This window comes from Aurantimicrobium minutum, from assembly GCF_029894165.1.
Taxonomy (GTDB): Bacteria; Actinomycetota; Actinomycetes; order Actinomycetales; family Microbacteriaceae; genus Aurantimicrobium; species Aurantimicrobium minutum_A.
Genome location: NZ_JARXXU010000001.1, coordinates 1365963 through 1383421, shown reverse-complemented (window position 1 = coordinate 1383421; position 17459 = coordinate 1365963). Strand labels below are relative to the sequence as shown.

The window sequence follows — 17459 nt, the reverse complement described above, 5'->3', positions numbered from 1 at the left end:
CACACTACAGAAGAGAGTTGCCCTGTGATTAAGCCAGACCCCCGCGTTATTGCCCCTGCCGATTTGGGTACCGTGCACATGGTGGGTATCGGCGGTTCTGGCATGAGCGGAATCGCTCGCCTCTTTCTCTCTAACGGGATCACGGTGACGGGTTCTGATGTGCGCGACTCGTCGAATATCGAAGCTTTACGTGCGCTTGGCGTGACGGTTCATATCGGTCACGATGAAGCCAACGTGGGAGAAGCTCAGACCATGGTGGTCACCGGTGCTCTCTGGCAGGACAACCCCGAGTATCTCCTCGCGTTGGAGAAGGGCCTCACCATTTTGCACCGCTCGCAGGCACTCGAGTGGCTCACCCGGGGGACACGTTTAGTCTCCGTTGCGGGAGCACACGGTAAGACCACCTCGACCGGCATGATCGTCACAGGTTTACGCGAACTCGGTGCTGATCCCAGCTTTGTCAACGGGGGAGTGGTGCAGTCGTATGGTCTGAGCTCTGCCTATGGTGAGGGCGAACTCTTCGTTGTGGAAGCAGATGAGTCGGATGGTTCGTTCTTGTTGTATAACACTGCCGTTGCACTCATTACGAACGTAGATGCCGATCACCTGGACCACTACGGTTCGTTAGAAGCATTCGACCAGGCTTTTGTTGACTTTGCTTCCGCGGCAACCGAGCTTGTTGTGATCTCGAGCGATGACCCGGGTGCCATTCGTGTCACAGGCAAGATTTCTGGTCCGCAGGTGATGACCTTTGGTGAAGCCTCGAACGCAGATGTTCGCTTGGCGCACATCGACACCACGACAGGTGGTGTGACATTCACTCTGGAGTATCTCGGGACCAAATACACCGCACAGCTGAGCGTTCCGGGCCGTCACAACGCCCTCAACGCAGCAGGTGCTTTTGCCACTTTGGTGGGTTTGGGTTTTGATCCCGCGTCGTCCCTCGCGGGGATTTCTGAGTTCGGGGGCACAGAGCGTCGTTTTGAGCTGCACGGCATCCGCCGCGACGTGAGTGTCTTTGACGACTATGCCCACCACCACACCGAGGTCAATGCCGTTCTGACGGCAGCACGTACTGTGGTGGGATCGGGACGCATCATTGCTGTGCACCAACCTCATCTCTACAGTCGCACTCAGCACTTCTGTGGGGAGTTTGCGCAAACACTTGAAAATGATGCAGACCTCACTGTCGTTCTCGATGTGTACGGCGCCCGGGAAGATCCCGTTCCTGGAGTGACCGGGGCACTCGTGTCGGAAAAGTTTCGTGACCAGAGCAAGGTTGCTTTCATTGCAGACTGGCAAGCTGCCGCTGACCACATCGCGAAAATAGCCCAGCCTGGAGATTACGTCATCACTCTGGGTTGTGGAGACGTGTACCGCATTATTCCTCAGATTCTCGGCTCTCTCGAGGCGAAAAACTAGTCACACATGAAAAGACCTCAGGGCCCCGCCGGAAGCGCTTCCTCGCTTCCTTCTCGTGCACCCCAGAGACCAGTTCAACCAGGTGTTTCCGCGAAGGCCGCCCCACAAGCTCAGCCTGCACAGGCGCCGAAGACCCCAAAGCCCCCTCGGCCAGCAAAGGCCCCGAAGCCGGCCAAAACGCGTAAAGCCGAGAAGAAGGCTCAGCGAGTTACTGCGGCGTCGAGTACCGAGCCCACAAGCCGGATCCAGGGAACCAGGCGCCCCATCCATCAGCCGCCTCGACCTGTTCCTCTCGCTCCGCGTGCCGAGGCAGTGCCCGAGAAAAAAGTGAGAGAAAAAAGCACTCCTCGTCTGACCAAGGTTCAGCGTGATGCCGCCGAGGCCAAACTCAAGCTCAAAGAAGCGGTCAAGGCGCGAAAAGCGTTCGAACGTGATGAAGTTCGTCGCTTTACCGCTCACCTGCGTCGACGTCGAGTGATGTGGTTATCCATTACGGGTTCTCTGGTCGCTGTTCTGATCTTCGTCGGGATAGGTGTTTTCACGCCTATTTTGGCCCTGCAGACGATCACGGTCGAGGGAGCGGCGCGTGTGCCGGCGGATCAGATTGTGACAGCTCTTCAGCCCGAAATGAATAAGCCCCTGCCGCTGGTGAATATGGATTCAGTCCGAAAGGCCGTTGAAGCACAGCCCTTGGTGAAAAGTTATTCCACGGTGGCGTCACCCCCGCACACGCTGGTTATCAAGATCGTGGAGCGTTCACCCATTGGCTATGTGCCGAGCGCAACCGGGTTCACCATGGTTGACCCTGCGGGTGTGGTGATGGAGAATTCCGAGGAACGTATCCCTGGAATCCCGTTGTTCACTGTCGAGGGAGACAGTACTCAATCTCCGGGCTTCCGTGCAGGAGTGGATGTGCTGGAATCACTGCCCTCCAGCCTGGCCGGTCAGGTTGATCAGGTCATTGCGAAAACCACAGATGACGTCACCCTCGTTTTGACCGGGGGAGCTCGCGTGTTTTGGGGTGGGCCAGAGAATGCAGCGTTTAAGAATCACGTCCTGTCCAAACTTCTGGCGGTGAACCCCGTCGGTTCGGTCAGCGAGTATGACGTTTCGTCCCCCAAGACGGCCGTCGTTCGTTAATAATTTTTGGTTTCTGATTTCTCTAGGCGTGTCGCGCGGGGGAGTCCACGGTTCCGACCTACTCTCAAATCAAGAAATGCATACTGAGCATAACTTTAAGGTTCGACTTGAACTTTAGGGTTCTAGCGGAGGACATAACGTGTCAATGAATCAGAATTACCTCGCCGTGATCAAGGTCGTCGGCGTCGGTGGTGGTGGCGTCAACGCTGTCAACCGCATGATTGAGCTCGGCCTCAAGGGTGTTGAATTCATCGCAGTCAACACCGATGCTCAGGCATTGCTGCTCAGTGAAGCAGACATCAAGCTTGACATTGGTCGCGAGCTCACACGTGGACTCGGCGCAGGTGCAGACCCCGAAGTTGGCCGTAAGGCTGCCGAGGATCACGCTGAAGAAATCGAAGAAGCCCTCGCCGGTGCTGACATGGTTTTCGTCACTGCAGGTGAAGGTGGTGGTACCGGAACGGGTGCAGCACCCATCGTGGCAAAGATCGCAAAGTCCATTGGCGCTTTGACCATCGGTGTCGTCACCAAGCCCTTCGGCTTCGAAGGTAAGCGCCGCGCTGCACAAGCAGATTCCGGTGTTGCAGCTCTTCGTGCGGAGGTCGACACACTCATCGTTGTCCCCAACGATCGTTTGCTCGAAATTAGCGACCGCAGCATTTCTGTCCAGGAAGCTTTTGCCACCGCAGACCAGGTTCTCCTGGCCGGTGTTCAGGGAATTACAGACCTCATCACTACTCCCGGTCTGATCAACCTCGACTTCGCTGATGTGAAGTCGGTCATGCAGGGCGCTGGATCCGCCCTGATGGGTATCGGCTCCTCGCGCGGTGCAGACCGCGCGATCAAGGCAGCCGAGCTGGCCGTAGCCTCACCCCTGCTTGAGGCCAGCATTGAGGGCGCCCGTGGCGTGCTCCTCTCCATCCAGGGCGGATCTAACCTTGGTCTCTTTGAGATCAACGATGCAGCCGCACTCGTCGGTGAAGCAGTTCACCCCGAGGCAAACATCATCTTCGGCGCGGTCATTGATGACACTCTCGGCGATGAGGTTCGTGTCACGGTTATCGCCGCTGGCTTCGATGGCGGAGAACCTTCACACAAGCCCATGCCACGTCGTGCATTTACCTCAACTGATACCGGCTCAGTTCTCCCAGCCGGTGAGAGCATCTATTCAGAGACAGTAGTGACCTCAACCACGGGTGTATTCGCCGATGATGAGCTTGCTGCTGTGCTGTCAACTCCTGCCGTCAACTCGCATGTTTCGGTCACTCCCTCCTATGTAGACGAGGATGACGACCTCGACATCCCCGACTTCCTCAAGTAGGTCACGATGTCCCTCGCCGAGCGTCTAGCGCTCGTCACCGAGGGCATCTCAGATGCCGCCACGCGTGCTGGCCGTGATGAGAAAGACATCACCATGATTGTGGTGACCAAATTCCATCCTGCACAGCTCGTCAGAGATCTCTACGATCTTGGCGTCCGGGATGTCGGCGAAAACCGCCACCAGGAAGCTGAAGCGAAAGCAGCTGAACTCGCAGAGTTAGATCTGACCTGGCACTTTATTGGGCAATTGCAGTCCAATAAGGCCCGTGCTGCTCGCAAATATGCCAGCGTAGTGCACTCAGTCGACCGCTCCAGCCTCGTGACGGCGCTCGGAAACGCAGCATTTACTCCCAGTGGAGAACCAGAACTCAACGTCGTACCCGTACTGGATTGTTTTGTGCAACTCAACCTCACCCAGGACCCGGCCCGCGGAGGAGTCCAGCCTGCTGATGTGGTGGAGCTTGCGGAGCTCGTGGCAGCGGAACCCAGCCTGAACTTAAGGGGCGTCATGGCGGTTGCGCCCCTGGAGGAGGAGCCTCGAGTAGCCTTTGCCCGGGTTCGTGCTGCCTCAGACCGAGTGCGCTCGGTGATCCCCACCGCAACCTATATTTCTGCTGGCATGTCTCACGATTATGCCGAAGCGATCGCAGAAGGCGCGACACACCTACGAATTGGCTCGGCAATCACGGGTAACGGGCCTGTTGCCGGTTAATCTCACTTAAGAAGCTTTTTCCAACTGGAGGTACTCAATGTCCAACCCACTCAAGAAGACCATGGTCTATCTCGGTCTCGCTGATGAGGACACGAGCTACGACGCCCCCGCCTACGCTGCAACCCCCCAGGTTGCCCCTGTCTCCGCTGGACGCGCACAGGTAACCCCCCTTCGCCGCAACACCGCAAAGAACCAGGCAGCTAGCGATATGAACGAAATCGTGACCGTCCACCCCAAGCAGTACTCCGACGCAAAAGTCATCGCAGAGAACTTCCGTGAAGGCGTTCCCGTCATCATGAACCTCTCACAGATGACCGAGACCGACGCTCGTCGTCTGATTGACTTCGCTTCCGGCCTGTCACAAGGTCTCTACGGCAAGATCGAGCGCGTGACCAGCAAGGTATTCCTGCTTTCTCCCGCACACGTTGCCGTTTCTGGTGATGCAGCAGCTGAAACTGCTGAAGTCGACACTACGTTCTTCGGCGAGTAGAGCTCTGCCACTTCGTGGCATTGCTCGTGAGGTGAAACCATGTTCATCATCGGCACCATTTTGTATTACGCCCTCCTGGTGTTTGTTTTTGCCATGTGGGGACGTTTAATATTTGATTTCATCCGTTCGATGCGACCTGGTTGGCGTCCAGCGTCCGTCTTCCTCGTTCTCAGTGGCATCATTTACACGCTGACCGATCCACCCCTGAAATTTGTTCGCCGGTTTATTAAACCCGTTCGCATCGGCCAAATTGCACTTGATTTCGGTTGGACAGTGGTGATGTTGGCCGCCATCGTTGCGATGTATATCGCCGAATACATCACGATTTTGTAAGTTCGGTTACTCAGAATCTCACCAGGGGTTTCCACCCGCTCGCAGTATTTTGGTAGCGTTAGGAAAGTTGTCTCCACCGACAACAATTTTTTGTATCACTCACTTGAGGATGGCACGCCATGGCATTACTGCCAGAAGACGTAGTAAACAAGCGCTTTCAGCAGACGAAGTTCCGCGAAGGATACGACCAGGATGAGGTCGATGACTTTCTCGATGAAATCGTTGTCGAGCTCCGCCGCCTCGGCGCCGAGAACGAAGAACTGCGCACCAAGCTAGAAGCTGCGGAAGCGCGTCTTGACGGCTCCGAGGGCAGTGCACCAGCCCGCCCCGCCAGCACTCCTGCACCTGCTGCTGTTGTCGACGATTCTGCCGCTACCGCAAGCGCAAACGACCTCCTCACCCTCGCACGTCGCCTGCACGAAGAGCATGTCCGCGAAGGTGTCGAGAAGCGTGATGCACTCATCGCAGAAGGTCACGAGACCGCAACCCGCCTCGTCTCTGAAGCAGAAGCCACCGTGAAGTCTCAGCTGGGCACCCTCGAGAAGGACAAGTCCAAGTTGCAGGCCAGCATTGCTGAACTCGCTGGTTTCGAGAAGGAATACCGCGAGAAGCTGCGCACCTACATCACTACCCAGCTGACCGAGCTCGATGAGCTCGACGCTTCTGGCGCGCCAGACGCTAAGTAGTGGCAGTGAAGCGGCCCGTTTGGGCTGTATTAGTTTTACTCGGTGTTGCCGCGGCCGTTATTTATGCCGCTGATCAACTGAGCAAACTTTGGGTGATCAACACTCTCGAAGAGGGCGTGAGTAAACCTGTCCTGGGAGATTTCCTGCACTTCTATTTCGTGCGTAATCCCGGTGCTGCGTTCTCGATGGCATCTGGGTCCACCTGGATTTTCACCATCTTGGCTGCGGTCATCACCGTGGTCATCATCGTGTTTGCCAAGCGCATTCGTTCGATTGCGTGGGCATTGGTCTTTGGCCTTTTGTTGGGCGGAACTCTCGGCAACCTGACCGATCGCCTAACAAAGCCCAACGGGGATGGTGTTGTGGTGGTGGGTAACGGTCACGTTATCGACTTCATCTCTACCCCCTGGATGATGCCTGCTATTTATAACGTGGCGGACATGGCCATTGTCTCCAGCATGATTTTGCTGGTGTTGTTGACAGTTCTGGGTATCCGTCTGGATGGAACCCGTGAGCCACGGAAGAAGAAGACCTCTCGCTCAGGCAAAGAAGAGAGCACGCTGATCACTGCATCTACTGGTTCCGATGTCCACCCCAGTACGCCTGGTGATTCTGGTGCGGATGGTGGTAGCAGTGGAGACTAGATCCACACCGGTACCTGACGGACTAGATGGTGTTCGTGTTGATGCGGGACTTGCCCGACTCTTTGGTTTTTCCAGAACCCAAGCGGCAGAGATAGCCGAAGCTGGCGGAGTTCAGCAAAACGGCATGACCTTGGGTAAATCTGACAAGCTCCGGGCTGAAGCTACTCTCACCGTGGAGTGGGAAGAAAAGCGCGGGCCTGAGATCATTCCCATGATGGTTCCTGATTTCGGCATTGTCTATGACGACGAAGACTTTGTGGTCGTGGACAAGCCCGTGGGTGTGGCTGCTCACCCTGCCGCAAGCTGGGAGGGCCCCACTGTCTTGGGCGCCCTGGCGGCTTCTGGCTTCACCATTGCGACCTCCGGGGCCGCAGAGCGCGCGGGGATTGTTCACCGGCTTGATGTAGGTACCTCAGGCCTGATGGTTGTTGCGAAGAGCGAGAAGGCCTACAGCGCCCTCAAGCAGGCCTTCCATGACCGAGAGGTCAACAAGATCTACCACGCCGTCGTGCAGGGCCACCCAGACCCTCTCGCTGGCACCATTGATGCTCCCATTGGCCGTCATCCACGTTCGGACTGGAAATTTGCCGTCACGAACGATGGCAAGCACGCGGTGACGCACTACACAACGCAAGAAGCGTTCCCCTTCGCGTCTTTGCTGGAAATCAAGCTGGAAACCGGTCGAACTCATCAGATTCGTGTGCACATGGCAGCACAGCGACACCCCTGCGTGGGAGATAGCCTTTATGGCGCGGACCCGACACTCAGTTCCCGTTTGGGATTGTCACGTCAGTGGCTGCATGCCCACAAGCTTGGTTTTGTGCACCCCTCCACGGGCGAGTATGTCGAGTTTGTCTCTCCCTATCCCGCCGACTTGCAACACGCACTCGACATTCTCGCCGCGGGTTAACCTTCAAGCACTGCCACAGGGTTTATGCCTCTGGAGTTTTCCGGCGTGTCGGATATGACTACGCTAGAACGACACGCCGTAACACGCCCCAGATTTCAAGGAAGTGACCATGCCTGAGCAATCCCGCCAAAAGCAGGAAGTGCTCATCGTCACCGGTATGTCTGGTGCGGGTCGTTCCACGGTCGGTAACGCGCTGGAGGATCTCGACTGGTATGTCGTGGATAACCTCCCACCGCAGATGCTGCGCCCCCTGGTGGAACTGGCAGATAAGGCAGGCAGCAACCTGCCCAAGATTGCTGCCGTTGTGGACGTGCGTGGTCGTGACTTCTTCGAGAACCTCCAAGAAATCATCCAATCCATGCCCGATGAGACCGTGGTGCGCGTTCTGTTCTTAGACGCCACCGATGCCTCACTCGTGCGTCGCTTTGAATCCGTGCGCAGGCCCCACCCTCTGCAAGGCGATGGCACGATTCTGGATGGCATCTTGGCTGAACGCTCCCGCATGACGGCACTGCGTGAAAGCAGCGACATCGTCGTGGATACGAGCGACTTAAACATTCACCAGCTCTCCACGTTGATCACCGAACAATTCGCTCAAGAGGACACTGCGGGTGTTCGCCTCAACCTGATGAGCTTTGGGTTCAAATACGGCACTCCCACGGATGCTGATCTTATTGCTGATGGTCGTTTCTTGCCCAATCCTTTTTGGGTTCCGGAACTCCGCGGTCATACCGGCATGGACTCAGACGTTTCGGACTATGTCCTGGGGCAACCTGGCGCTATGGAATTCGTTGAAACCTACGCCAAGGCACTCGAACCAGTTCTGGCGGGATATCAACGCGAGAACAAGCGCCACGCCACCATCGCAATTGGCTGCACCGGAGGCAAGCACCGCTCCGTTGCGCTGACTGAGGAGCTCGCCACGCGACTCGAGAAACTGCCCGGCGTGGTGGTTCGCATCAAGCACAGAGATTTCGGCCGCGAATAGCGCCCGACAGAACACGACTAATTACGCACGACAGACGAAGTACAGAGGATTTAGGGGAAATGGGTCTCACCGAAAACGTCAAACAAGAACTCATCACTGTGGGGGCTGGAAAAACCAGTGTCCGCACGGCGGAGCTCGCGACCATCTTGCGCTTTGCAGGCGGTCTCCACACCATCTCCGGCCGCATTGCTGTCGAGGCAGAACTGGACTCGCAGGAGCTGGCAACGCGCGTTCGGAAAGACTTGGCAGAGATTTACGGTGTTCGCTCTGAAGGTCGTCTGTCACCCAACTCTGGTGGCAAGAACCTTCCCACCTACCTCGTTCGTGTTCTCGACGGTGAAACCCTGGCCCGCCAGACTGGTTTGTTGGATGCGCGACGCCGCCCCATTCGTGGTCTGCCGAATAAGCTCACCACCGGAAACCTCGAAGACCTTTCCGCCATCTGGCGCGGTGCCTTCCTCGCGGCTGGTTCGTTGACCGATCCAGGCCGTTCGGCCGCCCTAGAAATCGTGTGCCCGACAAATGAGGCCGCCATGGCTCTCGTCGGTGCGGCAAACCGCTTGCAGTTTGCGGCCAAGGCACGTGAAGTGCGTGGTGTTCACCGCGTCGTCATCCGCGAAGACGAGGCCATCTCTGCCGTGCTCAGCATCATGGGTGCAACCGAGACAGTCAAGAACTGGGAAGAACTTCGTCAGCGCCGTGAAGTGCGTGCCACGGCAAACCGTTTGGTTAACTTCGACGACGCGAACCTCCGACGCTCGGCACAGGCCGCAGTGGCTGCCTGTGCGCGAGTGGAGCGTGCGCTGGAACTCCTCGGTGAGGAAATCCCCGAACACCTCAAATACGCGGGAGAACTGCGTTTGAACTTCCGGGACGCCAGTTTGGACGAACTCGGTCACCATGCTGACCCACCGATGACCAAGGATGCAGTTGCCGGCCGTATTCGTCGTTTATTGGCCATGGCCGACAAGCGAGCGCAGGAACTCGGTGTCCCCGGCACAGAGTCAGCTGTACCAGAAGATATCGACGCGTAACACCAGTAAATACTTCCGGATTCGGCAATAAACTTGATGCCGAGACGGTTATCACAAGTACTACCCAACCACGTACTAAGGAGAACACCCCGTGGCTAACTACACACTGCCCGAGCTCGATTACGACTATGCAGCACTGGAGCCCTACATCAGTGCAACCATCATGGAGCTGCACCACAGCAAGCACCACAAGGCCTACGTTGACGGTGCAAACACTGCTCTCGAGAAGCTGGCAGAAGCGCGCGACAAGAATGACTTCGCCAACATCAACAAGCTCCAGAAGGACCTCGCCTTCCACCTCGGCGGTCACACCAACCACTCGATCTTCTGGAAGAACCTGACTCCTGGTACCGAAGAGCGTCCCACCGGCGAGCTTGCTGCCGCGATCGACGAATACTTTGGTTCCTTCGAAGCATTCAAGGCACAGTTCAACGCTGTGGCCATGGGCCTGCAGGGCTCTGGATGGGCTTTCCTCGCGTGGGACGCGCTGGGTAAGAACCTCATCATTGAGCAGCTCTACGACCAGCAGGGCAACATCGCAGCAGGAACCATTCCTCTGCTCATGCTCGACATGTGGGAGCACGCCTTCTACCTGGACTACAAGAACGTGAAGGGCGACTATGTCACCGCGTTCTGGAACATCATCAACTGGGCTCATGTCTCGGCGCGTTTCGAGGCAGCTCGCAAGGGCGCATCCAGCGTCCTGCTATTCTCTTAGTAGTTGACAACGGGTGTCCTGAAGCTTTTCGGGGCACCCGTTCTACTTGTTTTCCCCCAGCAATACCATCCCTCCACCATCACCATCCGGAGCTCCACGCTCCCTAACATCACTTGGAGACGAAGTGACTGTCAAAGTTGGAATCAACGGCTTCGGCCGTATCGGACGTAACTTCTTCCGTGCCGCACTCGCACAGGGTGCCGACATCGAAATTGTTGCCGTCAACGACCTCACCGACACCAAGGTGCTCGCGCACCTCCTGAAGTACGACTCGGTTACCGGTCGTCTGGACGCTGAGGTTACTCACGACGCTGAGAACATCATCGTGAACGGCAAGAAGATCAAAGTTCTTGCAGAACGCGACCCCGCAGACCTCGGCTGGGGCAAGCTCGGTGTAGATATCGTAATTGAGTCCACCGGACGATTCACCGACAGCGCTTCTGCGGGAAAGCACATCGCTGCGGGTGCCAAGAAGGTCATCATCTCTGCTCCTCCCACCGGGAACGACATTCCTACCTTCGTGATGGGCGTAAACAACGAGACCTACAACGCGGCTACTGACCACGTCATCTCGAACGCGTCCTGCACCACGAACTGCCTCGCACCTCTGGTTCAGGTATTTGACAAGGAATTCGGCATCATTACTGGTCTGATGACCACCGTTCACGCCTACACCGCTGATCAGAACCTGCAGGACGGTCCCCACACAGACCTTCGCCGTGCTCGTGCTGCTGCCATCAACATCGTTCCTTCCTCGACCGGTGCGGCAAAGACAATCGGTAAGGTTCTTCCTGAACTCAACGGCAAGCTAGATGGCTTCGCGCTGCGCGTTCCCGTTCCCACCGGTTCAATCACCGACCTCACCATTCAGGTGGAGAAGCCCGTGACCGAGGAGCAAGTCAAGGCTGCATTCAAGGCTGCTGCAGAGGGTCACCTCAAGGGCATCTTGAAGTACACCGAAGACGAAATCGTCTCGAGTGACATCGTGACTGACCCGCACTCCTCGATCTTCGACGCTGGTCTGCTCCGTGTTCTGGGCAACCAGGTTAAGATCTCCAGCTGGTACGACAACGAGTGGGGCTACTCCAACCGTCTCGTCGACATCGCTGAATACGTTGGCGCCAAGCTCTAAAGAAAGACACTCAATATGGCACTTCGCACTCTCTCTTCGCTCGGTTCGCTTGCTGGCAAGCGTGTTTTGGTCCGCTGTGACCTCAACGTTCCGCTCAAGGATGGTGTGATTACCGACGATGGTCGCATTCGCGCCTCGTTGCCGACATTGAATTCTCTGCTGGATCAGGGCGCCCGTGTTGTGGTGATGAGCCACCTCGGGCGTCCTGACGGCGCACCTGAAGCAAAGTACAGCCTCGAACCTGCAGCACATCGCCTCGGCGAATTGCTGGGCAAGCCTGTTGCGTTCGCCACCGACACTGTTGGTGACTCTGCTCAGGCTGTAGTTGCGGCTCTTTCAGATGGTCAGATTGCCGTGCTGGAGAACCTGCGTTTCAATCCAGGGGAGACCAGTAAGAACGAGGAAGAGCGTGGCGCATTCGCCGCTCAGCTCGCAGAATTGGGAGACGTGCTCGTCTCCGACGGTTTCGGTGTCGTTCACCGTAAGCAGGCTTCCGTCTACGACCTGGCCAAGCTGGTTCCCAGCGCAGCAGGTCTGCTCATCGAAACCGAACTTGATGTTCTAGACCGCCTGACCGAGAAGCCCGAACGCCCTTACACGGTTGTGCTGGGTGGCTCAAAGGTTTCCGACAAGCTCGGCGTAATTTCTCACCTCCTGCCCCGCGTTGACACGATTCTGGTTGGCGGTGGCATGGTGTTCACCTTCCTCGCAGCCCAGGGCTATAAAGTCGGGGCCAGCCTGCTGGAAGTCGACCAGCTCGACACTGTGCGCGGATACATTGCCGATGCCGAAGCTCGTGGCGTCAAGATCATTCTGCCGACTGACATTGTGATGGCCAGTAAGTTCGGCGCCGATGCCGAGCACGTGGTGGCTCCAGCGGATTCTCTCGAAGAAACCCCCTTCGGTGCAACAGGCATGGGCCTCGACATTGGTCCTGAGACCGGCGCGGCTTTTGCAGAGCAGATCAGAGCATCCAAGACCGTGTTCTGGAATGGCCCTGCTGGTGTCTTCGAAATCCCCGCATTTGCCGAGGGAACCCGAGCGATTGCTCAGGCACTGACGGAGGTCGACGGCCTCAGCGTTGTGGGTGGTGGCGATTCCGCTGCTGCGGTGCGCATTCTTGGTTTTTCAGATGACCAATTCGGTCACATTTCAACCGGTGGTGGAGCAAGCCTCGAATTCCTCGAGGGGAAGCGTCTGCCTGGCCTGGAGGTCCTCGGATGGTAAACACTCGCACCCCGCTCATCGCGGGTAACTGGAAGATGAACCTGGATCACCTCCAGGCAATTGCTTTCGTGCAGAAATTGGCGTGGACGCTCAAGGACGCCAACCACAAGTACACCGACGTTGAAGTTTCAGTATTCCCTCCCTTCACTGACATCCGCTCTGTGCAGAATCTGATTGAGGCAGACAAGCTGGAGCTTGCCTATGGTGCACAGGATGTATCCATGCACGACTCCGGTGCGTACACCGGTGAAATTCCGGGTGGATTCCTCAAGGCACTGGGCTGCTCCTACGTCATCATCGGTCACTCTGAGCGTCGTCAATACCACGGCGAAAACGATGAGATCGTGGGCAATAAGGTCAAAGCGGCCCTCAAGCACGGCGTTGTTCCTGTTTTGTGCGTGGGTGAAACCGAGGCAGAGCTCGAAGAATTCGGCCCTTCGGCTGTTCCTGTTGCTCAGCTGAAGAAGGCGCTCGAGGGTGTCTCGCAGGACGCAGACATCGTGATTGCCTATGAACCTGTCTGGGCTATTGGCACCGGTAAGGTCGCTACCGAAGAGCAGGCAGAAGCAGTGTGTGCCGCGATTCGTGGTGCTCTGGGTGAAGTTCTGGGCGATGCCGCTGCGCAGCGCACGCGCATTCTCTACGGCGGTTCGGTCAAGGCCAACAACATTGCTGGCTTCATGCGTCAGCCCAACATCGACGGTGCGCTCGTCGGTGGTGCAAGCCTCGACGTCGCGGAGTTCTCCAGCATCGCCAGGTTCCAGAAGCACGTGATCTAGTCCGGTAGACTGTCCCTTATGGTAATTCTTGAGATTGTTCTGCAGGTGCTGCTCGGCCTGACGAGCCTGCTTCTCACCCTGCTGATCCTCCTTCACAAGGGTCGTGGCGGTGGCGTCTCCGATATGTTCGGTGGCGGCATGAGCTCAACACTGGGTTCTTCCGGTGTTGCTGAGCGCAACCTCAACCGCATCACCATTATTTTGGCTTTGATCTGGATCGCGTCCATCGTGGGTCTGGGTCTCATTACGAAGTTCCAGGGAGCTTAAACATGGCATCTGGAGGCAGTGCAATCCGAGGCTCGCGCGTAGGCGCAGGCCCCATGGGCGAACAAGATCACGGTATCCACGCAGAGCGTATTGCTATCTCTTACTGGGATGCACTCGGCAACGAAACCGTTCGCCACTTCGCGGCAAACCTTCCTGAGGAAGAAATTCCAGAGATCATCGACTGCCCTCAGTCTGGTCTTCCCGCAGGTCGCGACAAGGAAAACCCGCCGGAGCTGGCCAAGCTCGAGCCCTACAAGACTCACTTGGCCTATGTGAAGGAACGTCGCACCCCTGAAGAAGCTGAGCAAATCCTCGAGGATGCACTTCACCAACTCCGCGTTCGTCGTGGCACGGTCAAGCCCACCAAGTAAATTGTGAAAAAGAAAACCCCCGCTGAATCAGCGGGGGTTTTCTTGTGGAGTCTGTGGTTATTCTTCTTCCTCGATCAGGCGCTCGGCGGCTGCCTCATCAGTGAAGAACACGGTCTCTTCTGTGCCCTCCACGGCGCTCACAGGCGCTTCTGAAGGGTTTTCGGAGGTGAATGCGGCATAGATCGCATCTGCCTTGTCTGCGCCCGCAGCAACCACCCAGACGTTCTTAGAGTTGTTGAGTGCGGGCAGGGTCAAGCTGATGCGTTCTGCAGGTGGTTTGGGGGAGTTCCGCACAGCAATGACGGCACGATCATCCACCTCAATACCCTCCAGCCCAGGAAACAGACTGGCAATGTGGGCATCGGGTCCCACGCCAAGGAATGTGATGTCGAATTCGGGAAGCTCCGGCCAATACTTGGCCAGCTCGTCGTCATACGCATCCACGGCCTCGTCCAAGCTCAAACCAGCATCGGAGGCGGGCATGCGGTGGACATTTTCTGCGGGGATGGGTAGGCGGTGGATGAGGGCGGCGGTTGCCTGACCCTCATTGCGATCTGCGTGACCGGCAGGAACGAAACGCTCATCTCCCCACCACAGGTGAATGCGTGACCAGTCGAGAACGTGTCCCGGGTCAATGTTCTCTAACAACGCGATACCGACGGTGCCACCGGTGAGGACGACGTGAACAGCATCTTGTTCCACGAGGAGGTCTTTCACCGTGGATTCAAAAATCTCGTCGATGTTGTCAATGAGTTCTTGCTTATCGGCATATGCCTCAAGCGTCGTTTCTTCAGACATTAGGCACTCACAGAGATTTGGGGCAGACCCTCAGTCACCACGCGACCATAGACCTCATCAGGGTCAAGTCGTCTGAGTTCTTCCGAGAGGCAATCGCGCAAGCTGCGCAGGGGCATCGAAATATCGTGGGTGGGCTGGTTGGGCTGTTTGAGGCGGGCGATGGACTGCTCAATACGGGTCAGCTCAATCTCACCAGAAGCACGAACCAAGCGAACGCCGTGAACGCCCTTCCAACTCAACCCGGTTTTGGTGAGGTCACAGGTCACGGGAACTTGCAGCTGGAGCTGAAGCCACGCGGCAAGCATCTGGGCTGCAGGAAAGTCAGGTGTTGAGGTCACATGTGCTTCGGTGATGGGCTCAAAGGGGGGCTGATCCAACACCGCAGCCAGTTGCGTCCGCCACAGCGTCAACCGTGTCCAGGCAAAATCGGCGTCACCGGGAGCATAGGTGGAGGAGAGGGACGCGAGAGCTGCAAGAGGGTTCTCGTGGGTGGAGGCATCGGTGATGCGGCACTGCGCGATCTTGCCCAGAGGAGATTCAGAGACCTTCTCAGGCGCGATGCCCGGCCACCAGGCCACCACAGGAGTATCAGGCAAGAGCAGGCCTGTCACAAGGCCTTGCTCGTCAGAACCAACTTGGCCATAGGCGCGCAGGACAATGACTTCACTAGCTCCAGCGTCACCGCCGACGCGGACTTCCGCGTCCAAACGGTTCGAGATGGAATGCTCAGGCTCAATAACAGAGAGCACAATCACCCGCATGGGGTGTTCCCGGGAAGCCTCGTTCGCCGCAGCAATCGCTTCCTCCTCGTGGCCCAGCGTGGTGGAGATGAGGAGCGTGAGCACGCGGCCCAGCGCTACGGCGCCACCTTCTTCACGGAGGTTGACCAGTTCTTTGGCAACCTTGGCCGTGGTGGTGTCGGGAAGTTCGAGGATCATGGACGTCTCCACACTCGGCCGTCACGGGCCATCAAAGCATCGGCAGAAGCGGGGCCCCAGGTTCCGGGCGCATACTGTTCTGGTTGCCCTTGGGTTTCCCAGAACTCTTCTATGGGGTCAAGAATCTTCCAGCTGAGTTCCACCTCTTCGTGACGGGGGAACAGGGGCGGGTCACCGAGGAGGACGTCCAGAATGAGACGCTCATAAGCTTCGGGACTTGCTTCGGTGAAAGCGTGGCCGTAACCAAAGTCCATAGTGACATCGCGAACCTGCATGCCAGCACCGGGTACCTTGGAGCCGAAACGAATCGTGACACCTTCATCCGGTTGCACGCGAATCACGAGAGCATTTTGACCCAGTGCGGACGTTTGGTGGTCAGCAAAGAGATATTGGGGTGCTCGCTTGAACACCACGGCAATTTCCGTCACACGACGGCCCAGGCGCTTACCTGCGCGCAGATAGAACGGAACACCGGCCCAGCGGCGGGTTCCAATGTCGAGACGCATCGCAGCGTAAGTCTCTGTCACCGACAGAGGGTTCATGCCTTCTTCATCAAGGAAGCCCACAACCTCTTCGCCACCTTGCCAGCCACTGGCGTATTGACCGCGGGCGGTCGCCTCTGCCAGATTCTCTGGCAGGCGGACGGCGGCTAGGACCTTTTCCTTCTCTGCTCGCAGATCATCAGCATCGAAGGAGATGGGTTCTTCCATCGCGGTGAGGGCGAGGAGTTGAAGCAGGTGGTTTTGAATCACGTCACGGGCAGCGCCAATGCCGTCGTAGTAGCCAGCACGACCACCCACACCGATGTCTTCAGCCATGGTGATCTGGACGTGGTCGACGTGCTCGGCGTTCCACAGCGGTTCAAATAGCTGGTTTGCAAAACGCAGAGCCAGGATGTTCTGCACCGTTTCTTTACCGAGGTAGTGGTCGATGCGGAAGATCGAGTCGGCGGGGAATACTGATTCCACAACATCGTTGAGCTCACGAGCGGTTTTGAGATCACTTCCGAAAGGCTTCTCAATCACAACCCGACGCCATTGACCCTCGACCTCATCAGCGAGACCTGCGCGCTTGAGCTGCGCAACCACTTCAGGGAACGAACGGGGTGGGACAGAGAGATAGAACGCGTGGTTGCCCATGGTTCCGCGCTTGTCGTCGAGTTCCGCAATGGTTTTCTTCAGGCGATCAAAGGCCTTGTCGTCATGGAATTCACCTTGAACAAAGCGAATACCCTTGGCCAGCTGCTCCCAAACATCTTCACGGAACTCGGTGCGGGCGTATTGCTTGACCGAATCGTGCACAATTTGTGCAAAATCTTCAGTTTCCCAATCACGGCGGGCAAAACCCACCAGGGCAAAGCCTGGAGGCAGGAGTCCACGGTTGGCCAGGTCATACACCGCCGGCATGAGCTTCTTGCGCGCTAAGTCACCGGTGACGCCAAACAGCACCAGGCCACAGGGGCCTGCGATGCGGTTCAGGCGACGATCCTCGGCAACCCGAAGAGGGTTGTGCCCAGCAGTGATGTCAGCAGGAGACATGCATGTTCCTTA

The 17459-nt window shown here is 57.2% G+C and carries 20 protein-coding genes; 17 read left to right on the top strand and 3 right to left on the bottom strand.

Annotated elements, in window-relative coordinates:
* Window positions 1-24 precede the first annotated feature (24 nt).
* The 17 genes from murC (at window position 25) to M2119_RS06865 (ending at window position 14173) form a co-directional block, all read left to right on the top strand.
* On the top strand, window positions 25-1422 hold the full coding sequence (gene murC, locus M2119_RS06945) for a UDP-N-acetylmuramate--L-alanine ligase (protein ID WP_280804207.1): 1398 nt from the start codon (window positions 25-27) through the stop codon (window positions 1420-1422).
* Window positions 1423-1428: 6 nt separating this feature from the next.
* A complete protein-coding gene (locus M2119_RS06940; RefSeq protein WP_280804206.1) occupies window positions 1429-2562 on the top strand; it encodes an FtsQ-type POTRA domain-containing protein in 1134 nt (377 codons plus the stop codon).
* Window positions 2563-2701: 139 nt separating this feature from the next.
* On the top strand, window positions 2702-3883 hold the full coding sequence (ftsZ, locus tag M2119_RS06935) for a cell division protein FtsZ (RefSeq protein WP_280804204.1): 1182 nt from the start codon (window positions 2702-2704) through the stop codon (window positions 3881-3883).
* A gap of 6 nt (window positions 3884-3889) precedes the next feature.
* Entirely contained in the window at window positions 3890-4594 is a 705-nt protein-coding gene (locus M2119_RS06930; RefSeq protein ID WP_280804203.1) for a YggS family pyridoxal phosphate-dependent enzyme, read from the top strand.
* Between the two features lie 37 nt (window positions 4595-4631).
* A complete protein-coding gene (locus tag M2119_RS06925; protein WP_280804202.1) occupies window positions 4632-5084 on the top strand; it encodes a cell division protein SepF in 453 nt (150 codons plus the stop codon).
* 39 nt (window positions 5085-5123) lie between these two features.
* The gene (locus M2119_RS06920) at window positions 5124-5417 is read left to right on the top strand and encodes a YggT family protein (RefSeq protein ID WP_280804201.1); all 294 of its coding nucleotides are present in this window, start codon (window positions 5124-5126) and stop codon (window positions 5415-5417) included.
* Window positions 5418-5536: 119 nt separating this feature from the next.
* On the top strand, window positions 5537-6103 hold the full coding sequence (locus M2119_RS06915; protein ID WP_280804200.1) for a DivIVA domain-containing protein: 567 nt from the start codon (window positions 5537-5539) through the stop codon (window positions 6101-6103).
* A gap of 5 nt (window positions 6104-6108) precedes the next feature.
* Window positions 6109-6747, top strand: a complete 639-nt coding sequence (gene lspA / locus M2119_RS06910; protein WP_280804199.1) for a signal peptidase II — start codon at window positions 6109-6111, stop codon at window positions 6745-6747.
* Window positions 6737-7657 (top strand): RluA family pseudouridine synthase, encoded by a 921-nt coding sequence (locus M2119_RS06905; protein WP_280804473.1) that lies wholly within the window; start codon window positions 6737-6739, stop codon window positions 7655-7657. Before lspA ends, M2119_RS06905 begins: the two co-directional genes overlap by 11 nt.
* Before the next feature lie 109 nt (window positions 7658-7766).
* Complete coding sequence (gene rapZ, locus M2119_RS06900; RefSeq protein WP_280804198.1) at window positions 7767-8645, top strand: RNase adapter RapZ; 879 nt, start codon at window positions 7767-7769, stop codon at window positions 8643-8645.
* A gap of 59 nt (window positions 8646-8704) precedes the next feature.
* The gene (gene whiA / locus M2119_RS06895; RefSeq protein ID WP_280804197.1) at window positions 8705-9679 is read left to right on the top strand and encodes a DNA-binding protein WhiA; all 975 of its coding nucleotides are present in this window, start codon (window positions 8705-8707) and stop codon (window positions 9677-9679) included.
* Window positions 9680-9770: 91 nt separating this feature from the next.
* Window positions 9771-10397 (top strand): superoxide dismutase, encoded by a 627-nt coding sequence (locus tag M2119_RS06890; RefSeq protein WP_280804196.1) that lies wholly within the window; start codon window positions 9771-9773, stop codon window positions 10395-10397.
* Between the two features lie 124 nt (window positions 10398-10521).
* Window positions 10522-11529 (top strand): type I glyceraldehyde-3-phosphate dehydrogenase, encoded by a 1008-nt coding sequence (gap, locus tag M2119_RS06885; RefSeq protein ID WP_280804195.1) that lies wholly within the window; start codon window positions 10522-10524, stop codon window positions 11527-11529.
* A gap of 15 nt (window positions 11530-11544) precedes the next feature.
* Complete coding sequence (locus M2119_RS06880) at window positions 11545-12756, top strand: phosphoglycerate kinase (protein ID WP_280804194.1); 1212 nt, start codon at window positions 11545-11547, stop codon at window positions 12754-12756.
* The gene (gene tpiA, locus M2119_RS06875) at window positions 12750-13535 is read left to right on the top strand and encodes a triose-phosphate isomerase (protein WP_280804193.1); all 786 of its coding nucleotides are present in this window, start codon (window positions 12750-12752) and stop codon (window positions 13533-13535) included. The genes M2119_RS06880 and tpiA overlap by 7 nt, the downstream gene beginning before the upstream one ends.
* A gap of 18 nt (window positions 13536-13553) precedes the next feature.
* On the top strand, window positions 13554-13802 hold the full coding sequence (gene secG, locus M2119_RS06870) for a preprotein translocase subunit SecG (RefSeq protein WP_280804192.1): 249 nt from the start codon (window positions 13554-13556) through the stop codon (window positions 13800-13802).
* Between the two features lie 2 nt (window positions 13803-13804).
* Entirely contained in the window at window positions 13805-14173 is a 369-nt protein-coding gene (locus M2119_RS06865) for an RNA polymerase-binding protein RbpA (protein WP_280804191.1), read from the top strand.
* A gap of 57 nt (window positions 14174-14230) precedes the next feature.
* On the opposite strand, the gene pgl is transcribed toward M2119_RS06865, so the two are convergent.
* Genes pgl through zwf form a run of 3 tightly spaced genes read right to left on the bottom strand, consistent with a single transcriptional unit; the run spans window position 14231 to window position 17447 of the window.
* Window positions 14231-14971 (bottom strand): 6-phosphogluconolactonase, encoded by a 741-nt coding sequence (gene pgl / locus M2119_RS06860; protein WP_280804190.1) that lies wholly within the window; start codon window positions 14969-14971, stop codon window positions 14231-14233.
* A complete protein-coding gene (locus M2119_RS06855) occupies window positions 14971-15909 on the bottom strand; it encodes a glucose-6-phosphate dehydrogenase assembly protein OpcA (RefSeq protein ID WP_280804189.1) in 939 nt (312 codons plus the stop codon). Before M2119_RS06855 ends, pgl begins: the two co-directional genes overlap by 1 nt.
* Window positions 15906-17447 carry a glucose-6-phosphate dehydrogenase gene (zwf, locus tag M2119_RS06850; protein WP_280804188.1) on the bottom strand — a complete coding sequence of 514 codons (1542 nt, stop codon included), beginning with the start codon at window positions 17445-17447 and terminating at the stop codon, window positions 15906-15908. Before zwf ends, M2119_RS06855 begins: the two co-directional genes overlap by 4 nt.
* Window positions 17448-17459 lie beyond the last annotated feature (12 nt).